Origin of the sequence: Sandarakinorhabdus sp. (assembly GCF_031430775.1) — a bacterium.
In the GTDB taxonomy this organism is placed as follows: Bacteria; Pseudomonadota; Alphaproteobacteria; order Sphingomonadales; family Sphingomonadaceae; genus Sandarakinorhabdus.
The window spans coordinates 1-3,556 of record NZ_JANPCD010000165.1 but is presented as its reverse complement, the minus strand read 5'-3'; the positions used below and the strand labels follow the sequence as shown (position 1 = coordinate 3,556).

Here is a 3,556-nt window from a genome sequence, read left to right as displayed (position 1 = left end):
CGCCGGGAAATGCGACGATGGCGCGGCCGCGCGCCTCAAGCGCCTGGCCGATGATATAGCCGACATCGCCGGCCACTGCCTCGGCCATGTCCTCGGGGCTGTCATAGTCCCACCATTCGGCGTCAATCACATGCATCTCCTGTCTTGCGGGGCGGCTTTGGCAGGCTTGGCGGCCGGGGGGAAGCCCCTTCAGGTCGGCGGCATCGTATAGTTCAAGGCCATGCGCCCGCCATCGGCCACGATCGTCTCGCCGGTGATGTAGCTGGCATCGTCGCTGGCCAGGAATGCGGCGATGGCGGCGATTTCCTCCGGCTCGCCGGCGCGGCCCAGCGGCGTGCGCGACAGGATCATGGCGCGGGCCGCATCATCGGCCAGCACGGCTGTGCGCGCCAGTTCGGTCAGGATGGTGCCCGGTGCGATACCGACGACGCGCACGCCGTGCGGCGCCAGCGCGACGGCGGCGTTGCGCGTCAACTGGTCCAGCCCGCCCTTGGCGACATTATAGGCCAGCAGGCCGGGGATGGTCAGCACGGCGTTGACGCTCGACATGTTGATGACGACGCCCTTGCCGGCCGCGATCATGTGAGGCGCGGCCAATTGGATAGCATGAAAGGCGGCGGTCAGGTTTATCGCCAGCACCTGGCCGAATTGTTCCGGCGTTTCGGTCAATATGTCGCCGCGCGGCGCGATGCCGGCATTGTTGACAAGGCAGTCGATGCCGCCCCAGCGCGCGATTATGGTGTCGATGGCCGCTGCAATCTGCTCGCGGCTCGACACATCGCAGGTGATGAAGGCGGCGCTGTCGCCCAGTTCGGCTGCGCGGTCTGCGCCTTCGGGCAGCACATCAGCCATCAGCACGCGCGCGCCCTCGGCAACGAAGCGCCGGGCCATGGCTAGACCCAGCCCGCGCGCCGCGCCGGTGACAAGAATGCGGCGACCAGCCAGACGCATGTTCACGCGCCGATCAATCGGTCAGCTCGTTCCAGGCGTCCTTCAGCTTGTCGAAAAAGCCCTGGCTGCGCGGCGTGTTGCGCCCGCCTTCCTCGGTTTCGATGACCTGGAACTCCTCCAGCAATTCGCGCTGGCGCTTGGTGAGTTTCACGGGGGTCTCGACCTCGACCTCGACGACCAGATCGCCGAAGCCGCCGCCGGCCATGCCGCCATTCAACGCCGGCATGCCGCGGCCGCGCACGCGGAATTGCTTGCCGCTTTGCGTGCCGTGCGGGATTTTCACCACCACGGCTTCCTTGTCGAGGCTGGGTACTTCGATCTCGCCGCCCAGCGCCGCCGTGGTGATCGAAATCGGCGCAGTGGCATACAAGGTGGTGCCGTCGCGCTTGAACAGGCCATGCGGTTTCAGGTTGACGAAAATGTACAGGTCGCCCGCCGGGCCACCGCGTGCGCCGGCCTCGCCTTCGCCAGCGACGCGAATGCGCGTACCATCGTCGACGCCGCGCGGAATGTTGACGTTGAGTTCCTTGTGCTTCTCGACGCGGCCTGCGCCCCGGCAGCTCTCGCATGGGTCGGCGATGACCTGGCCGGCGCCCTGGCAGGCGGGGCAGGTGCGCTGCACCATGAACAGGCCCTGCCGCATGCCGACGACACCCTGGCCGCCGCAGGTGGTGCACTGGCGCGCCGATGTGCCGGGCTTGGCGCCGCTGCCCTTGCACGGCTCGCAGGCGGCGGCGACTTCGATGGACAGCGCCGCCTGCTTGCCGGCAAAGGCTTCCTCCAGCGTCATGTCGAGGTCGTAGCGCAGGTCGTTGCCGCGCGCCGGGCCGGCACGGCCGCGCCCGCGCCCGCCGCCCCCGACGCCGCCCATGAATTCGCCGAAGACGCTTTCGAAGATGTCGGTAAAGCCGCCGAAATCCTGTGCGCCGCCACCGCCGCCGCCATTCTGGGTAAAGGCGGCATGGCCATAGCGGTCATAGGCAGCGCGCTTCTGCGGGTCCTTCAGGACTTCATAGGCTTCGCTGATCGCCTTGAATTTCTGTTCGGCCGCAGCATCGCCGGGGTTCTTGTCGGGGTGCCATTGCATGGCCAGCCGGCGATAGGAGGATTTCAGCACGGCATCATCGGCGCCGCGCTGCACCTGCAGCAACTCGTAATAATCGATCTCGGTGCTCATCGCATTGCCTGCCCCGCGCCCGTGCCCGTGATTGTCCCGGTGCTCCGCCCGTTGCGCGGTGCCGGATCATCCGCCCTGACACGACAAGGGCACCCCCCGATGGGCGCGGTGCGCAGCATCGGGGAATGCCCTGTCATGTCACCAGTTACTTCTTTTCGTCGTCCGCGCCTGCATCGACGTCCGAGAATTCGGCGTCGACGACATTGTCGTCCTTTGGCGCCTCGCCGGCCGGGCTGGCGGCGCTGGCCTGCTCTGCCTGATACACGGCCTCGCCCAGCTTCATCGCCACCTGGCTCAGCGCCTCCGTCTTGGCGATGATCTGTTCGGCGTCACCGGAATCGAGCACTGCCTTGACGTCGGCCAGCGCCGTTTCGATGCTGGTTTTCACTTCGGCACTGACCTTGTCGCCATGCTCCGTCAGCTGGCGTTCGGTGCTGTGCACCATGGCGTCGGCCTGGTTGCGGGCTTCGGCGGTGGCGCGGCGCTTCTTGTCTTCCTCGGCGAAACGCTCGGCATCCTTGACCATCTGGTCGATGTCGTCCTTGGACAGGCCGCCCGATGGCTGGATACGGATCTGCTGGTCCTTGCCGGAGCCCTTGTCCTTGGCGTTGACCGCGACTAAGCCGTTGGCATCGATGTCAAACGTCACTTCGATCTGCGGTATGCCGCGCGGCGCCGGCGGCAGACCGACAAGGTCGAACTGGCCCAGCATCTTGTTGTCGGCCGCCATTTCCCGCTCGCCCTGGAAAACCCGGATGGTCACGGCCTGCTGATTGTCATCGGCAGTCGAATACACCTGGCTCTTCTTGGTCGGGATGGTGGTGTTGCGGTCGATCATGCGGGTGAACACGCCGCCCAGCGTCTCGATGCCCAACGACAGCGGCGTGACATCAAGCAGCAGCACATCCTTGACATCGCCCTGCAGCACGCCGGCCTGGATGGCAGCGCCCATGGCAACGACTTCGTCGGGGTTGACCGATGTGTTGGGCTCCTTGCCGAACAATTCCTTCACGAATGCCCGCACGCGCGGCATGCGGGTCATGCCGCCGACAAGGATGACTTCGTCGATTTCGCTGGTCTTGACGCCGGCTTCCTTGATGGCGTCGAGGCAGGGCTTGCGGGTGCGCTCGATGAGGTCGAGCACCAGCTTTTCCAGATCGGTGCGGCTGATCGCCTTGACCAGATGCTTCGGCCCGGTGGCGTCGGCAGTGATGAAGGGCTGGTTGATTTCGGTCTGGCTGGCGGAGGACAGTTCGATCTTGGCCTTTTCCGCCGCTTCCTTCAGCCGCTGAAGCGCCATCTTGTCCAGCGTCAGGTCAACGCCGTGTTCTTTCTTGAACTCATCGGCCAGATAATTGACGATCCGCATGTCGAAGTCTTCGCCGCCAAGGAACCCCACAAGGGCGTGAACCCCGACGAGGTCGTGGC

3 protein-coding genes are annotated in these 3,556 nt (G+C 65.7%); all 3 read right to left on the bottom strand.

The genetic code is table 11. The annotated features are described in order from the left end of the window. Nucleotides 1-189: 189 nt before the first annotated feature. On the bottom strand, nucleotides 190-951 hold the full coding sequence (locus RMQ73_RS10575; protein ID WP_310498191.1) for an SDR family oxidoreductase: 762 nt from the start codon (nucleotides 949-951) through the stop codon (nucleotides 190-192). A 13-nt stretch (nucleotides 952-964) separates the two neighbouring features. Further along, on the bottom strand, nucleotides 965-2,128 hold the full coding sequence (dnaJ, locus tag RMQ73_RS10570) for a molecular chaperone DnaJ (RefSeq protein ID WP_310498190.1): 1,164 nt from the start codon (nucleotides 2,126-2,128) through the stop codon (nucleotides 965-967). 145 nt (nucleotides 2,129-2,273) lie between these two features. Next, nucleotides 2,274-3,556, bottom strand: a 1,283-nt coding sequence (locus RMQ73_RS10565) for an Hsp70 family protein (protein WP_310498189.1), incomplete at its 5' end; no start/stop codon positions are given.